27 protein-coding genes and 2 tRNA genes are annotated in these 21,478 nt (G+C 36.0%); 22 read left to right on the top strand and 7 right to left on the bottom strand.

Translation table 11 applies throughout. The annotated features are described in order from the left end of the window. The first annotated feature begins 125 nt into the window (after positions 1 to 125). The 19 genes from KIM67_RS02830 to KIM67_RS02740 all read left to right on the top strand — a co-directional run bounded on the left by KIM67_RS02830 (position 126) and on the right by KIM67_RS02740 (position 13,667). Positions 126 to 578, top strand: coding sequence for a pyridoxamine 5'-phosphate oxidase family protein (locus KIM67_RS02830; RefSeq protein ID WP_213829848.1), 453 nt, complete (start codon positions 126 to 128; stop codon positions 576 to 578). 100 nt (positions 579 to 678) lie between these two features. Continuing rightward, a complete protein-coding gene (locus KIM67_RS02825) occupies positions 679 to 1,740 on the top strand; it encodes an AraC family transcriptional regulator (RefSeq protein WP_213829847.1) in 1,062 nt (353 codons plus the stop codon). A 59-nt stretch (positions 1,741 to 1,799) separates the two neighbouring features. Beyond that, positions 1,800 to 2,936, top strand: a complete 1,137-nt coding sequence (locus tag KIM67_RS02820) for an NAD-dependent epimerase/dehydratase family protein (protein WP_213829846.1) — start codon at positions 1,800 to 1,802, stop codon at positions 2,934 to 2,936. Between the two features lie 263 nt (positions 2,937 to 3,199). Continuing rightward, the gene (locus KIM67_RS02815) at positions 3,200 to 3,652 is read left to right on the top strand and encodes a nuclear transport factor 2 family protein (protein WP_213829845.1); all 453 of its coding nucleotides are present in this window, start codon (positions 3,200 to 3,202) and stop codon (positions 3,650 to 3,652) included. A 143-nt stretch (positions 3,653 to 3,795) separates the two neighbouring features. Beyond that, positions 3,796 to 4,527, top strand: coding sequence for an NAD(P)-dependent oxidoreductase (locus tag KIM67_RS02810; RefSeq protein ID WP_213829844.1), 732 nt, complete (start codon positions 3,796 to 3,798; stop codon positions 4,525 to 4,527). Between the two features lie 166 nt (positions 4,528 to 4,693). Continuing rightward, complete coding sequence (locus KIM67_RS02805) at positions 4,694 to 5,149, top strand: GNAT family N-acetyltransferase (RefSeq protein ID WP_213829843.1); 456 nt, start codon at positions 4,694 to 4,696, stop codon at positions 5,147 to 5,149. Between the two features lie 10 nt (positions 5,150 to 5,159). Continuing rightward, positions 5,160 to 5,858, top strand: coding sequence for a hypothetical protein (locus KIM67_RS02800; RefSeq protein ID WP_213829842.1), 699 nt, complete (start codon positions 5,160 to 5,162; stop codon positions 5,856 to 5,858). Next, a complete protein-coding gene (locus KIM67_RS02795; protein ID WP_213829841.1) occupies positions 5,849 to 6,094 on the top strand; it encodes a hypothetical protein in 246 nt (81 codons plus the stop codon). The genes KIM67_RS02800 and KIM67_RS02795 overlap by 10 nt, the downstream gene beginning before the upstream one ends. A gap of 33 nt (positions 6,095 to 6,127) precedes the next feature. Then, a complete protein-coding gene (locus KIM67_RS02790; protein WP_213829840.1) occupies positions 6,128 to 6,673 on the top strand; it encodes a YcxB family protein in 546 nt (181 codons plus the stop codon). 42 nt (positions 6,674 to 6,715) lie between these two features. Continuing rightward, complete coding sequence (locus KIM67_RS02785) at positions 6,716 to 7,564, top strand: CPBP family intramembrane glutamic endopeptidase (RefSeq protein ID WP_213829839.1); 849 nt, start codon at positions 6,716 to 6,718, stop codon at positions 7,562 to 7,564. Positions 7,565 to 7,680: 116 nt separating this feature from the next. Continuing rightward, a complete protein-coding gene (locus KIM67_RS02780) occupies positions 7,681 to 8,214 on the top strand; it encodes a GNAT family N-acetyltransferase (RefSeq protein ID WP_213829838.1) in 534 nt (177 codons plus the stop codon). 35 nt (positions 8,215 to 8,249) lie between these two features. Next, positions 8,250 to 8,795, top strand: a complete 546-nt coding sequence (locus tag KIM67_RS02775; protein ID WP_213829837.1) for an HD domain-containing protein — start codon at positions 8,250 to 8,252, stop codon at positions 8,793 to 8,795. 19 nt (positions 8,796 to 8,814) lie between these two features. After that, entirely contained in the window at positions 8,815 to 9,270 is a 456-nt protein-coding gene (locus KIM67_RS02770) for a hypothetical protein (protein ID WP_213829836.1), read from the top strand. Between the two features lie 66 nt (positions 9,271 to 9,336). Beyond that, positions 9,337 to 9,672: a hypothetical protein gene (locus tag KIM67_RS02765; RefSeq protein WP_250149123.1), complete on the top strand. Its 336-nt coding sequence runs from the start codon at positions 9,337 to 9,339 to the stop codon at positions 9,670 to 9,672. 77 nt (positions 9,673 to 9,749) lie between these two features. Then, positions 9,750 to 10,601, top strand: coding sequence for an HAEPLYID family protein (locus tag KIM67_RS02760; protein WP_213829834.1), 852 nt, complete (start codon positions 9,750 to 9,752; stop codon positions 10,599 to 10,601). Between the two features lie 200 nt (positions 10,602 to 10,801). Then, positions 10,802 to 11,146, top strand: a complete 345-nt coding sequence (locus KIM67_RS02755; RefSeq protein WP_213829833.1) for a hypothetical protein — start codon at positions 10,802 to 10,804, stop codon at positions 11,144 to 11,146. Positions 11,147 to 11,221: 75 nt separating this feature from the next. Continuing rightward, positions 11,222 to 12,457 (top strand): DNA (cytosine-5-)-methyltransferase, encoded by a 1,236-nt coding sequence (gene dcm, locus KIM67_RS02750; protein ID WP_213829832.1) that lies wholly within the window; start codon positions 11,222 to 11,224, stop codon positions 12,455 to 12,457. After that, positions 12,447 to 13,058, top strand: coding sequence for a hypothetical protein (locus KIM67_RS02745; RefSeq protein WP_213829831.1), 612 nt, complete (start codon positions 12,447 to 12,449; stop codon positions 13,056 to 13,058). Before dcm ends, KIM67_RS02745 begins: the two co-directional genes overlap by 11 nt. A 57-nt stretch (positions 13,059 to 13,115) precedes the next feature. Beyond that, complete coding sequence (locus KIM67_RS02740) at positions 13,116 to 13,667, top strand: hypothetical protein (RefSeq protein WP_213829830.1); 552 nt, start codon at positions 13,116 to 13,118, stop codon at positions 13,665 to 13,667. Between the two features lie 157 nt (positions 13,668 to 13,824). Here KIM67_RS02740 and KIM67_RS02735 read toward each other — a convergent pair whose 3' ends face one another. The 3 genes from KIM67_RS02735 to rpiB are packed head-to-tail and all read right to left on the bottom strand — an operon-like array spanning position 13,825 to position 15,627. Further along, positions 13,825 to 14,265 carry a GNAT family N-acetyltransferase gene (locus tag KIM67_RS02735; protein ID WP_213829829.1) on the bottom strand — a complete coding sequence of 147 codons (441 nt, stop codon included), beginning with the start codon at positions 14,263 to 14,265 and terminating at the stop codon, positions 13,825 to 13,827. After that, positions 14,265 to 15,185, bottom strand: coding sequence for a cation diffusion facilitator family transporter (locus tag KIM67_RS02730; protein ID WP_213829828.1), 921 nt, complete (start codon positions 15,183 to 15,185; stop codon positions 14,265 to 14,267). The genes KIM67_RS02735 and KIM67_RS02730 overlap by 1 nt, the downstream gene beginning before the upstream one ends. A 10-nt stretch (positions 15,186 to 15,195) precedes the next feature. Then, the gene (rpiB, locus tag KIM67_RS02725) at positions 15,196 to 15,627 is read right to left on the bottom strand and encodes a ribose 5-phosphate isomerase B (RefSeq protein WP_213829827.1); all 432 of its coding nucleotides are present in this window, start codon (positions 15,625 to 15,627) and stop codon (positions 15,196 to 15,198) included. Between the two features lie 595 nt (positions 15,628 to 16,222). On the opposite strand from rpiB, the gene rnr reads away from it, so the two are divergent. From rnr to KIM67_RS02710, 3 genes are read left to right on the top strand one after another with little or no spacing between them, the layout of a single operon-like run. Next, positions 16,223 to 18,421, top strand: coding sequence for a ribonuclease R (rnr, locus tag KIM67_RS02720; protein WP_213829826.1), 2,199 nt, complete (start codon positions 16,223 to 16,225; stop codon positions 18,419 to 18,421). Positions 18,422 to 18,456: 35 nt separating this feature from the next. Continuing rightward, positions 18,457 to 19,137, top strand: a complete 681-nt coding sequence (locus tag KIM67_RS02715) for a head GIN domain-containing protein (protein ID WP_213829825.1) — start codon at positions 18,457 to 18,459, stop codon at positions 19,135 to 19,137. Between the two features lie 5 nt (positions 19,138 to 19,142). Beyond that, positions 19,143 to 19,832, top strand: coding sequence for a LysE family translocator (locus KIM67_RS02710; RefSeq protein ID WP_213829824.1), 690 nt, complete (start codon positions 19,143 to 19,145; stop codon positions 19,830 to 19,832). On the opposite strand, the gene KIM67_RS02705 is transcribed toward KIM67_RS02710, so the two are convergent. The 4 genes from KIM67_RS02705 to KIM67_RS02690 form a co-directional block, all read right to left on the bottom strand. Continuing rightward, positions 19,832 to 19,902, bottom strand: a tRNA-Cys gene (locus KIM67_RS02705). The two genes, KIM67_RS02710 and KIM67_RS02705, sit on opposite strands and share 1 nt — an antisense overlap. A gap of 89 nt (positions 19,903 to 19,991) precedes the next feature. After that, a tRNA-Cys gene (locus KIM67_RS02700) sits at positions 19,992 to 20,063 on the bottom strand. Between the two features lie 59 nt (positions 20,064 to 20,122). After that, a complete protein-coding gene (folB, locus tag KIM67_RS02695) occupies positions 20,123 to 20,479 on the bottom strand; it encodes a dihydroneopterin aldolase (protein WP_163417158.1) in 357 nt (118 codons plus the stop codon). A gap of 43 nt (positions 20,480 to 20,522) precedes the next feature. Beyond that, positions 20,523 to 21,473, bottom strand: coding sequence for a type IX secretion system membrane protein PorP/SprF (locus KIM67_RS02690; protein WP_250149122.1), 951 nt, complete (start codon positions 21,471 to 21,473; stop codon positions 20,523 to 20,525). Positions 21,474 to 21,478: the final 5 nt, after the last annotated feature.

The following is a 21,478-nucleotide window of genomic DNA, read 5'->3' as shown; positions in this document are numbered from 1 at the left end:
TTGATACAATTCGTTAACTTGAAACTTATAAACCATTAACGACTAGAATTGATTGGCGGGAAATCCAACGATTTCCGACTCCCCAATAAATCATAACCAAAACTGCTGTACATAAGCAGAAAAAAATGGAACTGACAAAAGAAATAAAAGAATCTATTAACAAAAGTGTTTTGTGCTGGCTTGCAACGGTATCAACTAAAAACATTCCGAATGTTTCGCCAAAAGAAATTTTCAGATACTACGGAACCAACAAAATAATCATTGCGAATATCGCTTCGCCACAGACTATAAAAAATATACAACAGAATGAAAACGTTTGTTTGAGTTTTATCGATATTCTTGTTCAGAAAGGTTTTCAGATAAAAGGTAAAGCAAGAATAGTTGTAAAAGAAGATGCCGAATTTTTAGAAATGGAAAAAGCACAGATTGAAATGACCTGTGGAAATTTTCCTTTTGAAACCATAACGGAAATTACACCGGAACAACGTAAACCTATTATTGCACCAAAATACATTTTATATCCCGACACAACCGAAATTGAACAAATTAAAAGTGCAAAAAAAGCATATGGGCTTTAACGACAGAATACAAGCCTAAGAACATTAACCCATACCAGACAGTTATACCGCGTTAAAAACAAATTATTATACCTTAGTTTAGATAAACCTTAGAGTACAAATGTCCAATGAGCTAATCATAGTTTCGGGTATTGGAGCGGTACAGTGCATTTTGTTCATACTCCTTCTTTTGCTCAAAAAGAACAAAAAACTATCGGATACTATTTTAATTTTCTGGTTTTTTACGTTCTTCACCCACTTGGTTATAAGTATCGGTAAGGAGTTAAATCCTTCGCCTAGTGCTGAGATTCTTTTAATGACCATTGGTTTTTTACACGGCCCGTTTTTTTTTATGTATACAAAAGCCATCTTTGATCAGGATTTCACTCGAATGGATGTTTTACACTTTATGCCATTCATTCTATTTACAGTGTTTAGATTCCTTATTCAGCCAAATTTTGAAATGTTCCACCAGGTAGCACTATTGTTCGCAAAGTTAATTTCGGTTACCCTTTACCCTATTTACATACTCTATGCTTACAACAAGCGTGTTTTAAAATTGAATGTCAAAAAAGCTGATGGTAGCATGCTCAATCTTTCCTGGATCAGGATTATCGCAATTCTATTCTTGATCAGTACAGGGATCAGTGTTGTTAGACTTAGCGTAGAGCTTATGGTAAGTGTTGCTTATTTTAAAATATGGGATTTAATACGATATATAATACTCGTTACCGTTATAGGGTTTTATGGATTAAAATATGGCATGGTCTACAAGCCAGAGGTGCCTTATGATACATTTTCGGATAGTAAAAAATATAGGAACAGTCCTCTTAAAAAAGAGGAAATCATCCATTTTCAAAAAATAATACATACTTTTTTTAGGGAAAATAAAGCATACCTTCAGCCTGATTTTTCCCTATCCGCTTTATCAAAAACCCTAAACATTCCCAAGCATCATCTTTCTCAAATTATTAATTCAGAAATGAATTCAACCTTTTATGATCTAGTCAACTCAAAAAGAATAGAATATGCTATGCTAAGAATTAGAGAAAGCAATAATCTAACATTGGAGGGTTTGGGTTACGAGTGTGGGTTTAATTCAAAATCCACTTTCTTCAGTAGTTTTAAGAAAGAAACAGGCAAAACTCCCGGACAATACAAAAAGGAAATTGGTACGGATTAATTAAGGGCTTCCAAAATGTATTTTTAAGTCTCTTTTTTTGTTGGAAAAGTAACCCAATTATGAACAAAAGAGATTTTATCAAAACCCTTGGTACGGCCTCCGCCTTTACACTCCTCAACCCCATTAGTACTTTTGGGGGTCAAGAAAAAATCAATAAAAAGGTATTGATGTTAGGTGGGCGGGGATTAATTGGTCCCAGCATCGTTGAAGCATTTCTGAACACAGGTTGTGAGGTTACATTATTGAACAGGGGGAAAACAAATCCCCAGTTGTTCAAAAACCTCCCCATTATAATCTGTGATCGTGAAACCGAAAATAAACAAGGGCTCAAAGCCATTGATAAAAAATATAAGGAACAGTATTGGGATATTGTTGTCGATACATGGCAAAAATCCCCAAAAGCAGTGTCCGATTTTCTTGAAGAATTTAAAGGACAATTTGGTCACTTCCATTACATATCAACTGTTTCGGTTTATGATAAATGGGACAACAAATTTATTGAGGAGACAGAACCACTAAACCCACTTCCAAAATTTCCAAAAACTATAGGTGAAGACTATAGGTATGCCATAAGAAAAACCTTGGCCGAAGAAGCAATCAGGGAAAGGACGACCAATTACACCATGTACAGGTCACATGGAATGAAAGATTTTAGGGTTTCACACCCGGATGACCCAAATGAAGAGCCCTTTTGGCCAGTACGATTTTTAAGGGGCGGAGAAATTGTATTGCCAAAGGTCAAAGACCACCATATTCAGCTCACGGATATAAAAAGCCTAACGAGGTTCCTCGTACATTGCGCCAGTAAAAAAATATACGGTGCATTTAATGTAGCGCATGACCCAACACCCTTTAAAGACTATGTGTCCAGTCTTGTTCATGCTACAGATGTGCCTGAAAAAATTCATTGGGTCGACGGTGATTTTCTCATACAGAATGGACTCTTGCCCTATAAAATAGTTCCCTTATGGAAACCCTCCCCTGCTGGATCATACTATTTCAATGTTCAAAAAGCAATACACTCGGGCTTGGTAAATAGACCTATGGTAGAAATGATAACCGATCAATTAAATGGCTACAAAAGCAGGCATCCAAGAGACGACGTTAGGTTTGGGGAGGTTGTAAATGGAAAACAGCTTAAATATTATGCTATGGACAAGGAAAGAGAGGTGTTAAAAAAATGGCTTTCTTTATAAAAGAATACGTTTAGAGGAACCGTCCAAAATAGGATTACTAAAGTTTGTGGTTAATCTTAAAATAATCGCTATTTTAATGTTTGCAATCAAAAAATAATATTGTATAAGCACTCGTTTTCATATAAGGTTACACCATATTAACTACATCCAAATACACTTAAGGAAATGCTAATATCGGTGGTTATACATTGTAAATTGGTAACTTAAATCCTGTAACTGATAGCAAACAAAGTGTTACAGTACATTTAGAACCAATATCGATCATGAAACAATCCATAATCCTTTCCGTATCTCTTTTTTTCCTGATTAGTTTTTGCCTCCATGGACAATCCCAGAAGGACTCTATAGATATTAAACAGGTGGCATTGGATTATATCGAATCCCAACATAACGTGAACCCTGAGCAATTTGAGCGCGCAGCCCATCCAAGAATGGTAAAAAGGACGTTTTGGACAGACAAAAAAACAGGAAAGGAATATTTGAGGGAAACGTTTACCGATGCTATGATTTTGCTTGCGGAAACCTACAACCAAGACGGAAGTAAATTTCCAGAGAATCCAAAAAAAGAAATTATTATTCTCGATATTTATGATAAAACAGCTTCGGTAAAACTAATAGCGGATGATTGGATCGATTACATGCACATTGTAAAACTCAACGGAAAATGGCAACTTGTAAATGTATTGTGGCAGTTTAACAATTCTGAAGACCATTAAATCTTGAAGGACAATTCACAGAATGCTTGTCTTAATGAAGATTGCCGAAGAATTTGACATATCAATTGATGAATTTCCAGACATTAACTAGCCGATGTTAATTGCTTTAGCGAAGGATTCGATTAAAAACAGCATTCTATCCAATGAAAAAAGTGTTGATAACCGGAGGGTTTGGAAAAATAGCGAAGCATTTTATACAAAACTTCAATCACAAATACGAGATAACCGCAGCGGATATTGTAACGGACACCAAGACCTTTACTAACAACGTAACCGTTGAGAAAGTCGATTTAATGGACTCCTCGGTTTGCCTAAGACTGTGTAAAGGAATCCATACCGTAATCCATTTGGCAGGATTGGTCGACCCCGTTTCAGAATCGGAAGAACTATTGGAAACAAACATAAGAACAACCCAAAATATTTTTAAGGCAGCTGTTAAATCAAAATGCAAAAAACTAATTTTTGCCAGTAGTGCCCAGACTATCGAAAGTTATCCTACGGACATCCAGGTGCATAAAGACATGCTCGTAAGACCAAAAAACATGTATGGGGTTTCAAAATGTTTTAGAGAAGCTTTAGCAGCCTATTATGCATATAACAAAGAGATTACAGCAATTTGCTTACGAATCGGCGCCTATGAGTTCCCAAAGGACTTTACCGAAATGAGCGTGCGCGATTTAAGCGCATTTTTACATCCTGATGATTTTAACCAATTGTTAATTGGATGCATTGAGGCACCAAACCTAAAGTACGAGGTTCTTAACGCTATTTCAGACAACAGATACAAAAGACTGGACATAACAGAATCAAGGGAAAAAGTAGGGTATCTTCCCAAAGCGGATGCTTTTGAACTTTTTAAGCTCAAAGCAGATTGACACTTTGTTTTCGTTGATTGCCACTTAAGAGGTCTTTAATTTATTAATTTAGGAATGTAGAGAAGAAACCTCTTTTGCCTTTCCTTTCTAAATTCTACACTAAATAGTATATACAATCAAAAAACACGACATCCATTTTTTATAAACTAAAAACCCTGACAGCAATATGACATTTAGAAAAGCTACAAAAAATGATGTTGCAACAATCGTTGCAATGATTGCCGATGATGAGCTTGGAAGAAAACGAGAGAACTTTCAAAAACCACTGCCTGAAGAATACATAAAAGCTTTTGAAAAAATAAATTCCGACGAGAATCAGGAGTTGATTGTTGTTGAAAATGAAGAAGCTGAAATTATAGGCACATTACAATTATCGTTTATTCAATATTTAACCTATCGCGGGGGAATACGGGCACAGATTGAAGCGGTTAGAATAAGAAAGGATAAAAGAGGCCTCGGGATTGGAAAAACAATGTTTGAATGGGCCATTAAAAGAGCCAAGGAACGGAATGCTCATCTACTACAGTTAACGACCGACAAAAAAAGACCCAAGGCAATTACATTTTACGAAGGTTTGGGGTTTAAGGCAACACACGAAGGAATGAAATTACACTTTAAATAAAATCCTCCAAATGATAGAAAATTTACCAAACTGGATCAACATCTCATTTTTTCTTGTCACCCTTATTACCATTGGAATTTTTTACATTTCCAATGGAAGGCCGAAAAAGCTTCTGCTCTTGATTCTACTTTGGAGCGCCATCCAATCCATAATCGCCTTTACGGGATTCTATCAAATTACCGATACAACGCCACCAAGATTTGCACTAGTCCTTTTGCCTTCTGCATTATCAATCCTCTTTGGAATGAGCTCCAAAAACTTAAAGTGGATGTTCGCAACCAGAAAAATAGAGGTCAGCACATTTTTGCATTGCATACGCATACCTGTAGAGTTCATATTGCTCTATTTGTTTTTGAACAAAACGATTCCAAAAACAATGACTTTTGAAGGGCTGAACTTTGACATTATAGCAGGAATAACAGCTCCTCTAGTGGGCCTTTTATATATAAAGGGCAAATTGGGTAAAAAAGGATTATTGATTTGGAATGTTTTAGGTCTAATATTGATTTTTACAATATTGACAATAGGAATATTGTCCAGTGAGCTTCCGTTTCAGCAATTCGGGTTTGAACAGCCAAATAGGGCTATTGACTATTTTCCTTTCATTTTATTGCCGGCAACTGTTGTTCCCATGGTAATATATACGCATTTGACCGATATTATAAAATTGAGAAAGGAAATCGAACCAAACTTCCGAAAATGGATGTAAGCGACTTTAATGATGAAGGGGATATAGAAATAAAACCTAATGAACCTTCTCGCGACCAGCTTGGTGTTTTTTATTGGGGACGAACCGGGAACACAAAAAGTTCCGTTCACGACCTTAAGTATTCGTATCAAGAGTTTTATGTCTCAACCTATAGTGATTTGTATCAAAAGTACGGCCCTGAATTTGATATGGATTTTAATTTGGTTAGAGATAAAAAAATACAACAATGTGAATAGGGTGCTGTTCCAAATGCTCACGAACTAAAGAAAATGAACGTAACATATATATTGGATAGAGACGATTACCTACAATATCAGTTGTATTATGCCTCTACTACAAAAAGTATTAAGGCCATGAGGTTAAAAGCCTGGTTGGCGGTATTTTTTGTTTTTGTTTTTTTCGGATGCCTTTTGGCACTTTACACAGATGGGTTCATAATTTATTCTTTTGCAGCAACCGCCACGATAATGTTTGTTCTATTCCCATTTTACCACAAAAATCGTCTGAAAAAACAATATCGAAGACACATTGAAGAAAATTATAAAAACAGTTTTGAAAAAGAAACAAAGCTTCAACTCAACGAACATAACTTCCAAATTTCCAGTGCAACAGGGGAATCAAGAATCAACCATTCCTCTCTGGACAAAATCATTGAAATATCCAGCCACTATTTTTTAAAAATTAAATCTGGAACCTATTTGATTATCCCCAAGACAAAAATCGAAGATGCAAAAGACATACGAGCAGCACTGAAAAAACTCAGCGAAAAGCTGAAGGTTGAATATTCTGAGGAGCTCAATTGGAAGTGGAATTGATTGAAATAATAAGCGCTAAACAAACGAAAATTAAAAATTATAATGAACCCTCGGCATTTGTTTTATACTGATACTAATCGATTACGGATTTTCTGGAAATTCTTGATATTTATCTGTATTCTATCACTTGCCGTTTCACCGCTTTTTTTAATCGACAACTCTCTTATACAATTTTTTTTAGCTGCCGTACTAGTAACATTTACACTATATCTTAATTCAAAATATCTGGACAAAAGGAACTTTTTGGACTACGGCCTGGTCTTCAAAAAAGAAACTCTTTTTCATTTTCTTTTCGGAATTCTGATCGGTTCTGTTGCTGTACTATTGATGTTATGGATAGGAAAAACAATGGGAATCTTGTCCGTTTCTAAAAAATTGCCTCCGCCCAATGTATTATCCCTGCTCCCGTTTGCATTGAAAATGATACTTGTGGGGGTTTTAGAAGAAACCTTTTTTAGGGGCTACCTGTATACTACTATTTATGATGGGTTTACATCCAAAACCAAAAAGCAAGCACTGTTAATTGCGCTCATTCTCTCGTCCGTGCTTTTTGGGCTTGCTCATTTTAATACCAATAGTGCTTCTTTTGTTTCTATTTTATTTCTTTCCATAAATGGAATGGTTTGGTGCATCCCCTTTATCCTTACAAAAAATCTGGGGTTGTCCATTGGCATGCATGCAGCATGGAATTTCACACAAACACAGATTGGATTTACTATGAGCGGGAACAAAGCTTCCTATTCATTTTACGGAATCGAAAGCAATGGCGCGGAGATATGGTCAGGAGGTGCATATGGCCCAGAAGCTGGTATTTTAGGCCTTACTGGTTTTGTATGTATGTTGTTATTGTCCTTGGCCTATTTAAGGTTGAAAAAGGGGGGCAAACTATAGCGCAGTACTAATTTCATGTGAATGCTTGTAACTGTTCTTCTACATATTCATATCTTTTAATCTAAATGTGGAGCGCTTCCATAAAAGATAACTTAAAGACAACAAAACTCGACCCAATGGTTTTAAAAGTAGCTTCTGATATAGAACTCATACAACTGACATTGTTAGATGCAACAACTATTTTTGAAGCAGTTGATAGTCAGAGAGACTATTTAGGAAAGTGGTTGCCCTTTGTTGCATTTACCAAAGAAATCAAGGACACAGAGAACTTTGTCAATGCTGTGGTCAATACACCTAAAGATGAAATTGAATACACCTTTACGATTAAGGTGAAAAATGAATTTGCCGGTTTAATAGCACTTAAAGACACCGATAGGCTAAACAAGAAAACGGAAATTGGATACTGGCTCTCCGAAAAATTTCAAAAACAGGGGATTGTAACAAAATCGGTTAAAAAGCTGTGTGGCTTTGCTTTTAATAACCTCAATCTGAACAGAATTCAAATCAAATGTGCCGTTGGAAACAAATCCAGTATAAATATCCCAAAACGACTTGGTTTTACGTTTGAGGGCATAGAGCGAAGTGGAGAATTATTGACCGGAAATGTTTTTACGGATTTAGAGGTTTACAGCAAGTTGAAAAATGATTAGCATAAAGCTTCGTTAGTACCTAAAGTGAAAACCCTATGACACAGGAGTTATATCAAAAAGCAATAAAATTTGCAGGAGAAAAGCATAGTAACCAAAAAGTTCCTGGAACAAACTCCAACTACGTGTTACATATTTCCAATGTAGCTATGGAAGTTCTGATGGCTCACCATTTTGACAATAACTTCGATGTTGATTTTGCCGTGCAAGTTGCACTATTGCACGATACCATTGAGGATACGGATACTGATTTTGAAGAAATTAAAAGCGTTTTTGGAGAAGCAATTGCAAACGCCGTGCAAGCACTGACCAAAGATGAATCGCTTCCATCAAAGCAAGAAAGGATGACCGATAGTTTATCACGGATAAACAAATTACAAAAAGAAGTTGGGCTTGTTAAACTGGCCGATAGAATAACAAATTTACAGACTCCCCCCGATTATTGGAGCAAAGAAAAAATCATGAAGTATTGTGAAGAAGCCAAGTTGATTTCAAATGCTCTTAACAATAAAAATGCCTATCTAAATGAGCGACTTGATTTAAAAATAGCTGACTATGAACAAAAATCAAAATCCAGCAAATAAGCATCAAAAAACTAGAGTTATGCAAAAAACGCTAATTATACTAGTGCTATTATTTACAGGAATAACACAAAGCCAGGAATTAAAAGAAGCTAGTTTCGTTGGGAAATGGGAATTAAATTGGTCCAAGAGCGGTTTTTTTCCAAAAGATGACCTACTGTTTAAAAATACTACAAAAGAATTGTCCGATTACATTTTTAAGTTGAACAAAGACGGAAGTGTTGAACATAAAAATAATAGTAATGTAGAGTGTCCTGTTGGTGTTTTTACAATGCGGGACGGCAATTGGAAATTTGATAATGGGTTTTTGACTTTGGAGTTAAGAGGTGAAAAGATTGCTGATTTTTGGTATTGGTGGATTATCCAATATAAGCCTGAAAAGAAAGGAGAAAACTTGTATTTAAAAGTAGAGAAGGTCATTAAAAATCATCAAATCCCTCCTACTAAAACCTGGGAACAATTAATTGGGTCAAATTAACGTTATTCCTGAATCGTGTTAAGTAGAATTAGAAATAGCGTATTTATAAAATTCTTTTGGGGGTTGATGGGAGCCTATCTTCTCAACATCAGCGTAGATACCGCAGACCCTAACCCTGAACACATACCTGAAGACCTAACCATTAATGATCAGGAGAGTATTATTGAAATTGCTTTAGAAAAACTATTGGGATTTGAAGATGCCATTCCAGAATACGATGATCCCGATCATGAAGATCACAACAAAAAAGGTAATGTCAAAATAGACTTAACCGTGTATTATGCGGATATTTCTAGCGATTCCCAATCCCTCTTTAAGACCAGAAGACAAAAGTATCCTGATTTTGAATCAGTCTTAACAAGGGGTTTTTATCAAATCAACACTCCTCCGCCCAAAATCTGATTTATTTTTCTACGAAACCTATTTAGGCGCTTAAACTACACGTCTAAAATTTCTTATTTCTAAAAAATAAATCAAAAATGAATATCAAAAAACATTTGATGTCCGTTATTCTATTGGCATCATCCATACATTCCATTGCTCAAATTACAGATTCAAAAAAAGATAGTCTTTACATACAACAAGTAGAGAGCCATAAAGAACCAAGTAAAGTATTACATGCCGAACCAATCTACATTGACCTTATACGTGACTTGGGCGCAAGAAAAGGAGAAAAAGAATGGAACATAGGTTTGGGCTTGACCGATAACTTAAGATTTGATTCTTATGAGGCGTTAATTGAATATGAATGGGCTCCCATTGACCGTTTGGGGTTAGAAGTTGAGCTTCCTTTCACCTTTTATTCCCCATTAAACGGAACTGGAAGAGAATCTGTCCCCTCCAATCAATTAAATAGCATAAAAGTTGCCGCTCAATGGACATTCTTGGTAAATGAACCCAGCGCTACATCAATGGCAATAGGGTATATAAACGAATTTGAACTTTCAGATTTTAGAAACTTTGGGAGTCCTTTTATAAAGGGAAATGTGTATAATCCGTTCTTGGTTGTTGCCAAGCGTTGGGGAAATAACTTTCATTCCTTGATGTATACTGGCCCAATGCTTGACCATAATTTTAGCACCAACGATATTAATATGACGTATGACATCAATACAAGTTTTCATTATATGATTACAGGGACCAGAAATTTTCTCGGCGTCGAATTCAATAAAACGCTTGATAAGAGTGATTTTGACATGACTATTCGTCCTCAAATGCGTTTAGGAATCGCCGATAATTTACTCATCGGTATTGTGGCGGGCATTCCCGTAAGCAGAGAGAATGAACGATTTAGTTCATTCGTTAGACTTATATGGGAACCTGGACACTAAAGCACCCTTAAAATATGGTCAATGGTCATTTTTGTACTACGCTTATATGTTTGCCATTGACCATATTTTAATGAGTAGCTTCTTTATCTTTTCTGTGCGTTTAGATAATATACATCAATCGTTGTGTCATATATTTTATAACTTTCATACCAAATTGTGCATAATAAAAGTATAAGGGCTTTAATGCTACCGTAAAGTGTATGAAAAAAATAACCCCGCTTATTCTATTGGCTTTTCTTTTACAGAGCTGCCATACCTACAAAACCGTTGCCATTTCTGAAATTGAGAAAGGAAGAACCTACGAGCTTACCTTAAAAAATGGGCAAAGTTTTCAATCAAAATGCGAAAAGGTAAATGAGCAGAGCATTTCTTTAGCTATAAACAGGAAGGTGATGGAATTACCCACTTCGAGGATTGCAACAGTCAAGCGAAAAAAACTATCTGCTTTAAAATTAGCTGGTGGTTTGTCTCTGGCGGCAATAGGCTCTGTGCTTTTGATCCAAAATGGAGATAAGGATACTTTTCTGGAACAAATAACAGAATAATTTGGAAGTAGTCTTTTTGACTGTCATAACTTTATTGTTTTTGATAACCCCATAAACAAATCTTACTTTTGAAACATGCAACAACTTACCGTTTGTGAACTTTTTGCAGGTGTAGGAGGGTTTCGATTAGGGTTGGAAAACACGGAGAAATTCAGGGTTATCTGGAGCAACCAATGGGAACCTTCTACAAAAAAACAACATGCTTCCCTGGTGTACGAAGCCCGTTTTGGTGCTAGAAACCATTCAAACGTAAGCATCGAAGACGTTCCAACATCAGAAATTCCTGATCATGATATGTTGGTGGGCGGATTCCCTTGTCAAGATTATTCCGTAGCTACCACGCTCAAAAATTCGAAAGGGTTAATTGGTAAAAAAGGTGTCCTCTGGTGGTCCATTCACCGTATTTTATCAGAAAAAATAAATAAGCCTAAATACCTTCTTCTTGAGAATGTAGATCGGTTGTTGAAATCACCCTCCAGCCAAAGAGGGCGTGACTTTGCCCTAATGTTAAAAAGCCTTTCTGATTTGGGCTATGCCATTGAATGGCGTGTTATCAATGCTGCGGACTACGGTATGCCGCAGCGTAGAAGACGGGTTTTCTTTTTGGGATACCATAAGTCGACTGCTATCTATCAGGCACTTAAAAGCTCCAACGCAAATAACTGGATAGAAAAAAAAGGCGTTCTTTCTTCTGCTTTTCCTATTAATACAATAGCTCAAAATAGTTCCCATTTTAATTTGGAGGGTGATTTGGTCACCTTGTCCGATTCCTTCAATACCACCAAAGGGATTTCTCCATTTTTAAATTCTGGGGTCTGTATAAATGGTGAAGTTTCAACAGTTAAAACCAGCCCGTCGTATGATGGCGATATAACGGTTCTTTCCAATATTCTCGAAAACGGTTCGGCCAGTTCAGAGCTTTTTATTTCTGAAGAAGACCTCCCAAAATGGGAATATTTAAAAGGCGCCAAGAAAGAAATGCGGAAAACCAAAGAAGGGTTTGAATACAACTATAGCGAAGGTAGCATGGTTTTTCCTGACGCGGTAAATCAGCCATCACGCACCATCATTACAGGTGAGGGGGGTAAATCCCCTTCAAGGTTCAAACATGTGGTTTCAACAAAAAAAGGACTTAGAAGACTATCCCCAATAGAGCTGGAGCGGTTGAACATGTTTCCTGATGACCATACGAAATTGGAAGGTATTTCCGATGCAAAAAGAGCCTTCTTTATGGGAAATGCGCTTGTTGTTGGTGTGGTCGATAAAATTGGTGATGCCTTGGTCAAAAAAATAAAAAAACTTGAAGCGTAGTTTTCTATCGGATTTATCAAAAGAAAAAAAGCTTTCCAAGCTTCTGGACACGTATTATAAAAAACACCTGCGCTACTATGATTTTGAACGTGTTCATGATCTAGAAGAACAAAAAGCTGGTGTTGATGTTGTTTTTAAGAGCAGAAAAAACGATTCACAATTCTATATTGATGAAAAGGCCCAACTAGACTACCTCAACGATAATCTCCCCACTTTTGCCTTCGAACTTTTCTATGAAATCAATGGGAAACAAAAACAGGGCTGGTTGTTCGATAAAAACAAGAAAACTCAATTTTATGCGCTAATAACGGGAATATACACAGACGCAATTGGCGTTTTTACTTCCTGCTATATTACACTTGTCAATCGGGAAAAATTGATTGACTATTTAAATTCCCTAGGGCTTACCCATGAACATTTTGAACATTTGACAGAAGTTTCGAGGAGTTTCCATGGAAAAATGCAATTGGAAGCAATCGATTCATGGCGTGAAGGGTATTTATTTTTTTCTAGAAAAAATAAAGTGGAGCAACCCGTAAACCTCATTTTGCGATTGGATTTCTTAATTGAAATAGGCGTCGCAAAAAAATTACAGCATTGATGATATCCTTTAAAATAGGTTAATTTTATCCAAGACAGTATGGTAATACCAAAACCCATGAAAAAAGTTTTACTCCTTTTCCTTGTACTCGCAATTTCTAGTTGTTCCAAGAAAAAAGATATGGCATCAGATCAGGTAAAGAAATACTATGAAGGATTTAAAAATTCAAAGTACAACCAGATAAGAGCTTTGATCAGCGATAGTTTAACCATTACCGAAGGTGATTATACAATGGCCTTTACCCGTGAAAGTTTTTATGAACAATTTAAATGGGATTCTGTTTTTAAACCTGATTATAGTTTGATAACGTTGGAAAACGAAGACGAACAGATTGTAGCTACTGTATCCGTAAACTCCCTACGATTTGAATTTTTGAAAAACAATCCGCTCACTTGTAAACACAGGTTTTATTTTAAATCGGGAAAAATAATTAAAATTGAAAACTTGGAATGTATTGATGCTAATTGGGAAATATGGGAAAAAGAAAGGGACTCCCTGGTCAAGTGGATTAAGGACAACCATCCCGAACTTGATGGATTCATTCACGATTTAAGCATGAAAGGATCCAAAGATTATATGAACGCCATTGAATTGTATAAAAATCGCTAATTGAGTAAATATCCTAGAACCAGCCCTAAGAAGCATTAATATTTCGAGTGCCAAAAAGAATTCATCAAAAAATAGAGACAATTTGTGTAATTCGTGTCCATTAATCCCAAAATGGAAAAAGCAAACCTTGGAAAATTAAAAACAGTGAGATTAAATTCTAACTTTTCTTCATTCTAATGTGGGGAATACCGTCCTCTAAATATTCTTCTCCATACGAAGCAAAACCTAAATCGGTGTAAAACTTTACAAGATAGGTCTGTGCCGATAGCTCAACAGCCACATCCGAAAACCTTTTGCTTATTTCTGCTAGAGATGCTTCCATAATCAGTTTACCGTAACCATATTTCCTTTCCTCTTTGGCGACCACTACCCTTCCTATGCTTGTAGCATCAAAATAATCCCCTGGTTTAAAAATTCTGGTATACGCAACGATCTTTTCATCTTTTTTACCAAAGACGTGCAGCGCTTTTTGGTCTTTATCATCCAAGTCCTGATAAATGCAGTTTTGCTCAACAACAAATACTTCGCTCCGTAACCGCATGATATCGTAGAGCTCCTTGTTGGAAAGTTCATTAAATGTTTTGCTACCTACTTTCATTAATCCTGAACAATGATATTTTTAGAATCGCATTTGTCAAATTCTGGCTGAATGTTCACATGATTGATTCCATGTTTATGGTAAACGTGTTCTTCTATTTTTTCCAAGATTTCATCAAATTCGGAAAGTTTGATGTCATCTTTGAAATCTATGTGAGCTTCTAAATGGATTTCGTCATCATTCAATTGCCAAATATGGACGTGATGTACATTTTTGATAGGCTCAATAGTACAAATAGAAGTTACAATATCCTTCACCACGATTGATTTTGGTGTGAACAACATTAATACTTTAGTGGATTCTTTCAATAGATCATACCCCATATAAATTAGATAGATACCAATGGCCATGGTCAAAACTGCATCAATCCAAAAAACTTGGTAAAACTTCATTAAAATTCCACCAATAAGCACAGCGACCGAAGCCATCATATCTGTCAATAGGTGCAAATAAGCAGACTTCATGTTCATATTATCCTTAGCATCCTTTTTTAACAATAGAACACTAAATCCATTGGCAGCAATACCTAATAGAGAAAGCCAAATCACTAAATCCGATGCTATTTCCTTAGGTTCAATGAGTCTTTCAACCGCTTCGACCATAAGAAAGATAGCAACCACTACCAATGTTGCCGCATTAATAAATGCAGCCATTATTTCTGCTCTTTTATACCCAAATGTTTTAAGGGAAGACGCTTTCTTTTTTCCTAAACGAGTGGCAATGTAACTTATGATCAAGGAAAGAACATCACTAAAATTATGCAATGCATCTGACAATAGCGCAAGACTCCCAGAGATTATTCCACCTATTACTTGAGATACTGTAATAGCTATATTGAGAAAAATGGAGATGAGTAAGTTTCTTCCTTTTAAATCTCCGTGGGAATGTGAGTGGCCATGATGGTGATGGTGGTGCCCCATGTATTTTTATTTACCTACATGGAATCTTTTCGATTCTTCTCTCATGTCTCCCACCTTCAAACTTTGTATTTAAAAACGTTTCTACCATATCCAATGCTTGTGAAAGTGCTATAAAACGTGCAGGGAGACTTAAAATATTAGCATCATTATGCTCTCGTGCCAAAGCTGTAATCTCTTTTGTCCAGCAAAGGGCACCTCGTATGTTTTGGTGTTTGTTGATGGTCATACTTGCACCATTTCCACTACCGCAAACCACAATCCCCATATCTACATTCCCTTCTTCAACGTCCGTTGCAACAGGATGCACAAAATCTGGGTAATCTACACTTTCAGTTCCGTCCGTACCATAATTGATAACTTCTATTCCTTTCGACTTTAGCAATCCTATTATGGCAAGTTTATATTCTGTTCCTGCATGGTCATTACCAATGGCTATTTTCATATATATTGTTTTAATTGGGGTACATTACAAAAGTACAATTCTTTTTATGGAGCCATGTTGATAAAAACTATTAAGTACCTTTATTACGTTAGAACACAGACAATTGCAAAATCCCTGTTTTTGTTGATCTTTTTAAAAGAAATAGCAGCAACTAAATTTTGATTTTTAGAAAAATAATGTCAATAAGATTTTTTTGGTAATCGTTAACCACTATTCAATTAAAAATTAATCAACACTTAAGAAACATTTTATAACACTAGTTAACATTAAAAATACATTTACTTTTCAATAAATCCATGTTGAAAACACTTATCAAATATGGTTTATAAAAAACGTAACTATTTGATTTATACATTTTATTCCATGTGACAAATTGTGAACAAAAACTTTTCTATGTTCAGAGCAACTTTTCTTCAGATAATTTATTCCACATTTCAACACACTATCATAATCACCATTTTTATTTAAATTTTTAAAAAAGAAAAATAGTAATAATATGTATTGTTGATAAAATCAGTTTTCATTTGCGATTAGTTTCTGTTCGTACTAAGGTCAAGGATTATAATTTGTACTTTTCGAAAAATTAAAATTATAAATGTCAAAAAAAAAGAAGAGGACCAGAAGTCAGCGAAAGAACGAGATTACCAGAGGCATTTTTACAGTACTTGAAAAAGAACCTTCAAAAACCTTTAATTATAAACAGATCAGTGCAAAGCTTGGTATTACCGATACACAAGGGCGTAACGAACTTATTAAGCGTTTGGGTCAGCTCAAAGCAAGTGATAGAATTATAGAGGAAGAGAAAGGAAAGTTTAAGAAGAAACCTTCACTCCACACGTATTTTACAGGAAAGGTTGATTTGACTACCAGTGGAAACGCCTACATTGTAGTTGATGATTTGGATGATGACGTTTTTGTTCCTTACAATAGATTGAACAAAGCATTGCACGGCGATACTGTTGAAGTTTTTCTTAAACCTAAACGCAAAGGAAAAAAAGCGGAGGGAGAAATATCAAAAGTTATTGAGCGCAAAAAAAACTCCTATGTTGGAATTGTTGACAAACAAAAGACGTTCGCGTTTATAAGACCGTCCGACCCAAAAATGTATACAGATATTTTTGTGCCCATGGAAAAGCTAAAAAAAGCGGAAGACGGGGATAAAGTGTTGGTAGATTTAGGAGAATGGCCGGATAATACAGATTCACCTTACGGAGAGGTAACACAAATTCTTGGCAAACCAGGAGAACACAATACCGAAATACACTCCATTTTGGCAGAGTACGGACTGCCTTATGAATTTCCGTATGAAGTCGAGCAATTTGCCAATACGTTGGATACCTCCATTAAGGAATCTGAAATTGCAAAAAGAAGGGATATGCGGGATGTGCTCACATTTACCATAGATCCCAAAGATGCCAAGGATTTTGATGATGCGCTTTCCTTTCAAAAAATGGAAAACGGTAATTATGAAATAGGTATACATATTGCGGATGTTTCTCATTATTTACAACCAAATACAGTTTTGGAAGACGAAGCATATGAAAGGGCAACTTCAGTTTATCTTGTGGATAGAGTGGTTCCCATGTTGCCCGAGGTGTTGTCCAATAATGCGTGTTCCCTTCGACCAAACGAAGATAAATATACATTTTCCGCTGTTTTTGAAATGGACTCCAAAGCAAATTTGATAGGGCAATGGTTTGGGAGAACGGTAATTGATTCCAACGAACGATTTGCCTACGAAGAAGCACAGCACATTATAGAGACAGGAAAAGGAACAATTCCAGACGATATCTCTATTAGGGAGTCGGGTTATAAAGTCTCTGACGAAGTTGTGGAAGCAACATTGACTTTTGATAGATTGGCCAAAATAATGCGAAAACAACGCATGGACGATGGTGCCATCTCTTTTGATAAAATTGAGGTAAGATTCAATTTATCCGAAAACAATGAACCAGAAGGTGTTTATTTTAAAGAAGCAAAAGATGCCAATAAATTGATTGAAGAGTTCATGCTTTTGGCAAATAAAAAAGTCGCAGAATTTATAGGTAAACAAAAGAAAACCTTTGTCTACCGTATTCATGATGAGCCAGACGAAGAAAAATTAATGGCGCTAAACGGAGTTATTTCAAGATTTGGTCATAGTATAAACCTTAGGGACAAAAAGAGTCTTAACAGCTCTTTAAATCAACTCTTGAAGGACGTAAAGGGAAAGAAAGAGCAAAACCTTGTGGATACCCTTACCATTAGAAGTATGAGCAAGGCAACCTATACCACAGAAAATATAGGGCACTACGGTTTGGGATTTGAATACTATACGCATTTTACATCGCCCATAAGAAGATATCCAGACGTAATGGTACATAGACTGTTACAGCATTATTTAGATGGTGGAAAACCGCCAAAAGAAATGGTCTACGAAGAAAAATGTAAACATTCCTCCAGTATGGAGATTCTTGCGGCAAGCGCAGAACGGGATTCTATAAAATACATGCAGATCAAGTTCATGGAGGACCATAAGGACTCAGAATTTCTGGGTGTCATATCCGGAGTCACAGAATGGGGCATTTATGTGGAAATAGTCGAAAATAAATGTGAAGGTATGGTACGAATACGCGATATTAAAGATGACTATTATACATTTGATGAAAGACAATATGCCATCATAGGCGAGCGAACAAAACGTATGTACCAATTAGGTGATGAAGTTTATGTAATGGTAAAGCATACAGATTTGGTAAAACGGCATTTAGATTTTTCGTTGATCGGTAGGAAAAGTAATACTATTTTGGAATAAAACGTGTTATTCTTTTGAGAATCAAATTTTAACAGATGAAAGTAGTAAAGATTTTATTGTTGGTTGTCTCGCTCCAAGCATTGTATGCACAAGATGAAAAGATAACACAGGAACTCAAAAAATTTACTGAGGTGAAGGGATTTGATGGACTTTCTATTAACCTTATCAAATCAGATGTAAATAGGGCTGTCATAACAGGAGCGAACACCAAGAAAGTTGCAATCGTCAATAATGCTGGAGTATTGAAATTGCGAATGGAAATAGACAAGATTTTCAGTGGATACAGAACATTTATTGATTTGTACCATACCGAAGAAGTAAAAGTAATCGATGTTAATGAAGATGCGAGAATATCATCTGAAGAACTGATAATTCAGGATGTATTAGAACTGAAAGCACAAGAAGGGGGAGAACTTTTGATCAGTTGTCAAACAGAACAATTGTTGATAAAATCAGTTACAGGAGGAGATATTACCGCGAAGGGTTTCTCAGATAATCAAGATGTACGTATCAATACCGGAGGAACATATGATGGAAAAGAATTTAAAACAAGGCTAACAACAGTATCTGTGAATGCAGGAGGAAATGCAAAAATTTATGCAACTGACTATGTTAAGGCAGATGTTAAGGCAGGTGGAGAAGTATTGGTATATGGAAATCCACAGAAAATGGATGAAAAAACTGTTTTTGGTGGAAAAATAAAACGCTTAGATTAAGGAAAATGATAGATGACATTCAGGCAGCGATTCCTCTGGGGTTCCTATTGAGCTTTATGATAGGGCCTGTTTTCTTTGTGCTGTTGGAAACCAGTGCAATCAAAGGTTTTAGAGCGGCGGTTGCTTTTGATATAGGCGTTATCATAGCGGATGTTGTATTTTTGGTCATAGCGTACTTTAGTAGTTTTCAATTATTGGAAAATTTGAGCAACCAGCCAGGTCTGTTTGTTTTTGGTGGAACGATTTTACTTGTCTATGGATTAGTAATTTTTATAAAGAAGACCAAAAAAAAGGCAAACATAAAAGCATCTACAGGTACGTATCTAGGTCTTATGGTAAAAGGGTTTTTATTGAACTTTATCAACATAGGAGTACTGGCTTTTTGGTTGGGATTAATTGTGATAGTAGGTCCAAGCCTAGATAATGATGGTAACCGGATTATGGTCTTTTTTGGTACCGTTATCATCTTCTATTTTATAACGGATTTGATAAAAATTATTCTTGCAAAACAGTTAAAGAGATATTTGACCCAAGAGAGAATAGTTTTGATAAAAAAAGGATTGGGAATCGTTATCATTGTTTGTGGAATTGTTTTGATAACCAAAGGATTTTTGCCCAAAGAGAAATTCAATATACAAGACGGAATAGATAGAATAAATGAAAAAAGCCCAACAAGTCTGTTGAGCTTTTTTTGAGGCATCGAGCGGATTCGAACCGCTGTACAAGCTTTTGCAGAGCTGTGCCTAGCCACTCGGCCACGATGCCAATTTAAGTGGAGCAAATCTATAAATAATTTATGAAATACCTTCGGGAACTGATGTAAAAGTAAGTTTCTTAATTTTGAAACAACTTAGAGGCATCGGGTGGACTTGAACCACCATAAAAGTCCTTGCAGGACCTTGTCTATCCAATTCGACCACAATGCCATTTGATAACGCAAATTTAATAAAAGCGTAATACTAATACGCTGTTCGCATACAGCTATTTACCGAGTATATTCAACTTTCACCGAAACGCTTTCCACATCGCCACCAATAGGTGGATTTATTTTTGATACCTCTATTTCTGCATTGTTAACAGCGGGCAATTCCGAAAATATTCTATCGATGATACGTTTGGCGACATGTTCCAAAAGGTTGGAACGTATACCCATTTCTTCTTTCACAATATTGTTTAAATGAACGTAGTCAACGGTTTCGTTAAGTTTATCGGATTGAGCCGGTTTTGATAAATCAGCCGTTACTTCTAAATCTACCCTATAATCGCTACCAATAAGCATTTCTTCTTTGAGACATCCGTGATTGGAGTGTACCCTAATGTTGTTCAATCTAATTTTACCCACTATCCTTAAATTAAGACGGACAAAAATAGTTCAAATCAAATAATTAGTACATACACCTACAATTGCTTAGACCTTGGAACAGATCCATACCTACAGTCAGTACATGTGTTCCTGAACTATACCCCAGGATTTCATTGGTAATTACTTGATACGAATATCCAAAATAAAAGTTACTTTTCTTCAGACCGGCAATAGGTGCTATGTATAATGGCTTTCCTATCTGGTCATTCAAAAAACGGTAAGTAAGTCCTACATAGTAATAATCCTCAAAATCATGAAACCTGAATTTCGTATTTAAATCTGTTACCGAACGGCCATCACTTTCAAACCATTGGAAAAACACGGAAGGTTCTATTTCAAGTTTACTGTTTTTACTTTTAGAAATACTATAACCTGCATAGGCATAGTAATTTCTTAACGTGTTGGGTTCAAAAACAGGATTGAACTGCTCCAAGTTCTTGTTCAGAATATTGGATGCATTTAAGGTGATATAAAATTTATTGTATCGATATAAAAAACCAAGGTCAAAGTTATGGTTGGTAGTCGATTTATCATCCGTTGGGAGCTGTCCATTGCTATCCCTAAAGTTTTCGACATCTATCCTAAACTGGTTAAAGTTGTAAGAGATTCCAAAAGAAAGAAAGATATCATCGTATCGATTTAGCGTAAGGTGATGGGCAAAAGTAAGTCTAGATCCCCTTTGCTTTGTTTCACCATTACTATCATTGTACAATAACATTCCAATACCAGATCGGTTACCAATTCTAGCATCCGCTGCTAAAGTTTGAGTATCAGGGGCATCTTCTATACCCACCCATTGGGTAAGGCCTGTAAGTCTAACCTTTATATGGTCACCGATTCCAGCATAGGTAGGGGACATTATGAAAGGGTTATCCGCAATGTACTGTGACAGTTGGGGAATGGTCAACTCCTGCGCTGAAACACCAAGGGTGAGCAAAAGAGTAAAAATTGGGGTATAGAGGTTTTTAAACATGCTGC

The organism is Flagellimonas sp. 389 (assembly GCF_018449435.1).
GTDB lineage: Bacteria > Bacteroidota > Bacteroidia > Flavobacteriales > Flavobacteriaceae > Flagellimonas.
Note: the sequence above shows the minus strand (reverse complement) of the source record. Positions and strands in the feature narration are given on the sequence as shown.

What these genes read in the sequence shown, in the direction of transcription:
- KIM67_RS02815 (WP_213829845.1), top strand. Translation starts at nt 3,200, where the DNA reads ATGAAACAATCCATAATCCTTTCCGTATCTCTTTTTTTCCTGATTAGT.
- KIM67_RS02810 (WP_213829844.1), top strand. Translation starts at nt 3,796, where the DNA reads ATGAAAAAAGTGTTGATAACCGGAGGGTTTGGAAAAATAGCGAAGCAT.
- KIM67_RS02740 (WP_213829830.1), top strand. Translation starts at nt 13,116, where the DNA reads ATGAAAAAAGTTTTACTCCTTTTCCTTGTACTCGCAATTTCTAGTTGT.
- KIM67_RS02760 (WP_213829834.1), top strand. Translation starts at nt 9,750, where the DNA reads ATGAATATCAAAAAACATTTGATGTCCGTTATTCTATTGGCATCATCC.
- KIM67_RS02770 (WP_213829836.1), top strand. Translation starts at nt 8,815, where the DNA reads ATGCAAAAAACGCTAATTATACTAGTGCTATTATTTACAGGAATAACA.
- KIM67_RS02755 (WP_213829833.1), top strand. Translation starts at nt 10,802, where the DNA reads ATGAAAAAAATAACCCCGCTTATTCTATTGGCTTTTCTTTTACAGAGC.
- KIM67_RS02830 (WP_213829848.1), top strand. Translation starts at nt 126, where the DNA reads ATGGAACTGACAAAAGAAATAAAAGAATCTATTAACAAAAGTGTTTTG.
- KIM67_RS02820 (WP_213829846.1), top strand. Translation starts at nt 1,800, where the DNA reads ATGAACAAAAGAGATTTTATCAAAACCCTTGGTACGGCCTCCGCCTTT.
- KIM67_RS02795 (WP_213829841.1), top strand. Translation starts at nt 5,849, where the DNA reads ATGGATGTAAGCGACTTTAATGATGAAGGGGATATAGAAATAAAACCT.
- KIM67_RS02785 (WP_213829839.1), top strand. Translation starts at nt 6,716, where the DNA reads ATGAACCCTCGGCATTTGTTTTATACTGATACTAATCGATTACGGATT.
- rpiB (WP_213829827.1), bottom strand. Translation starts at nt 15,627, where the DNA reads ATGAAAATAGCCATTGGTAATGACCATGCAGGAACAGAATATAAACTT.
- dcm (WP_213829832.1), top strand. Translation starts at nt 11,222, where the DNA reads ATGCAACAACTTACCGTTTGTGAACTTTTTGCAGGTGTAGGAGGGTTT.
- rnr (WP_213829826.1), top strand. Translation starts at nt 16,223, where the DNA reads ATGTCAAAAAAAAAGAAGAGGACCAGAAGTCAGCGAAAGAACGAGATT.
- KIM67_RS02775 (WP_213829837.1), top strand. Translation starts at nt 8,250, where the DNA reads ATGACACAGGAGTTATATCAAAAAGCAATAAAATTTGCAGGAGAAAAG.
- KIM67_RS02780 (WP_213829838.1), top strand. Translation starts at nt 7,681, where the DNA reads ATGGTTTTAAAAGTAGCTTCTGATATAGAACTCATACAACTGACATTG.
- KIM67_RS02710 (WP_213829824.1), top strand. Translation starts at nt 19,143, where the DNA reads ATGATAGATGACATTCAGGCAGCGATTCCTCTGGGGTTCCTATTGAGC.
- KIM67_RS02825 (WP_213829847.1), top strand. Translation starts at nt 679, where the DNA reads ATGTCCAATGAGCTAATCATAGTTTCGGGTATTGGAGCGGTACAGTGC.
- KIM67_RS02730 (WP_213829828.1), bottom strand. Translation starts at nt 15,185, where the DNA reads ATGGGGCACCACCATCACCATCATGGCCACTCACATTCCCACGGAGAT.
- KIM67_RS02690 (WP_250149122.1), bottom strand. Translation starts at nt 21,473, where the DNA reads ATGTTTAAAAACCTCTATACCCCAATTTTTACTCTTTTGCTCACCCTT.
- KIM67_RS02790 (WP_213829840.1), top strand. Translation starts at nt 6,128, where the DNA reads ATGAACGTAACATATATATTGGATAGAGACGATTACCTACAATATCAG.
- KIM67_RS02765 (WP_250149123.1), top strand. Translation starts at nt 9,337, where the DNA reads ATGGGAGCCTATCTTCTCAACATCAGCGTAGATACCGCAGACCCTAAC.
- KIM67_RS02800 (WP_213829842.1), top strand. Translation starts at nt 5,160, where the DNA reads ATGATAGAAAATTTACCAAACTGGATCAACATCTCATTTTTTCTTGTC.
- KIM67_RS02715 (WP_213829825.1), top strand. Translation starts at nt 18,457, where the DNA reads ATGAAAGTAGTAAAGATTTTATTGTTGGTTGTCTCGCTCCAAGCATTG.
- KIM67_RS02735 (WP_213829829.1), bottom strand. Translation starts at nt 14,265, where the DNA reads ATGAAAGTAGGTAGCAAAACATTTAATGAACTTTCCAACAAGGAGCTC.
- KIM67_RS02805 (WP_213829843.1), top strand. Translation starts at nt 4,694, where the DNA reads ATGACATTTAGAAAAGCTACAAAAAATGATGTTGCAACAATCGTTGCA.